At 32.4% G+C, this 806-nt stretch carries 1 tRNA gene and 2 rRNA genes; all 3 read left to right on the plus strand.

The features are described from left to right. A 16S ribosomal RNA gene (locus tag MSCUN_RS05560) occupies positions 1 to 125 on the plus strand; the annotation flags it as partial. Positions 126 to 202: 77 nt separating this feature from the next. After that, positions 203 to 276, plus strand: a tRNA-Ala gene (locus MSCUN_RS05565). A gap of 427 nt (positions 277 to 703) precedes the next feature. Further along, a 23S ribosomal RNA gene (locus tag MSCUN_RS05570) occupies positions 704 to 806 on the plus strand; the annotation flags it as partial.

An 806-nucleotide genomic window follows, 5' to 3' on the forward strand; every position in this document is an offset into this window, starting at 1 on the left:
CACCACCCAAAAAGGGTTTGGATGAGGCAGTAGTTGTCAAATGCTATTGTCGAATCTAGGTTTTTTGAGGAGGGTGAAGTCGTAACAAGGTAGCCGTAGGGGAACCTGCGGCTGGATCACCTCCTAACATATAAAAATAATTTAAGGAAAATTCTACTAGAATTTTTTTGTGTTTAACAAAAAAAATTTAGTTATTTATTATGGGCCCGTAGCTCAGACTGGGAGAGCGCCGGCTTTGCAAGCCGGAGGCCCCGGGTTCAAATCCCGGTGGGTCCATTTTAAAACTAATACTTCAATTGTATTTATGTTTTAATAATTATATTTGTGCAGCTTACATTTTAACAGATGATAAGTGAAGAGATAAGATTTTTTTTTCCAAAAATTATATTTAGAAAAAAAAAATAATAATTATCGTTTATATGTACTATCCAGTATAAGCATTAAAACTAATAGAATATTGTTCATTACTGGCACTTTCTAACTGGAGTAGATTTTAAACACTTAGAATTTACATTCTAATAGTTAGAATAAGTGTGTATTTTAATGAGAATAGCAATAATGGTTTACAATACTTAATACTAAAGATAATGATTTGCTTTGTTTGAATTGTTAAATCTTAACGATTTAATAGTCGCTAAAAACTTTTATAAATAGGAACTATATAAAAAAATCAGAATTTTTTTCTTTGATGAAATTTTGTGCATTTATGTAATTTTTATGCCATCTGGGGGATGGCTAGGCTCAAGATTAACTTATGAAGGTCGTGGCAAGCTGCGATAAGCTTTGGCGAGGAGCACGCATCCTTT

The organism is Methanosphaera cuniculi (genome assembly GCF_003149675.1).
Lineage (GTDB): Archaea > Methanobacteriota > Methanobacteria > Methanobacteriales > Methanobacteriaceae > Methanosphaera > Methanosphaera cuniculi.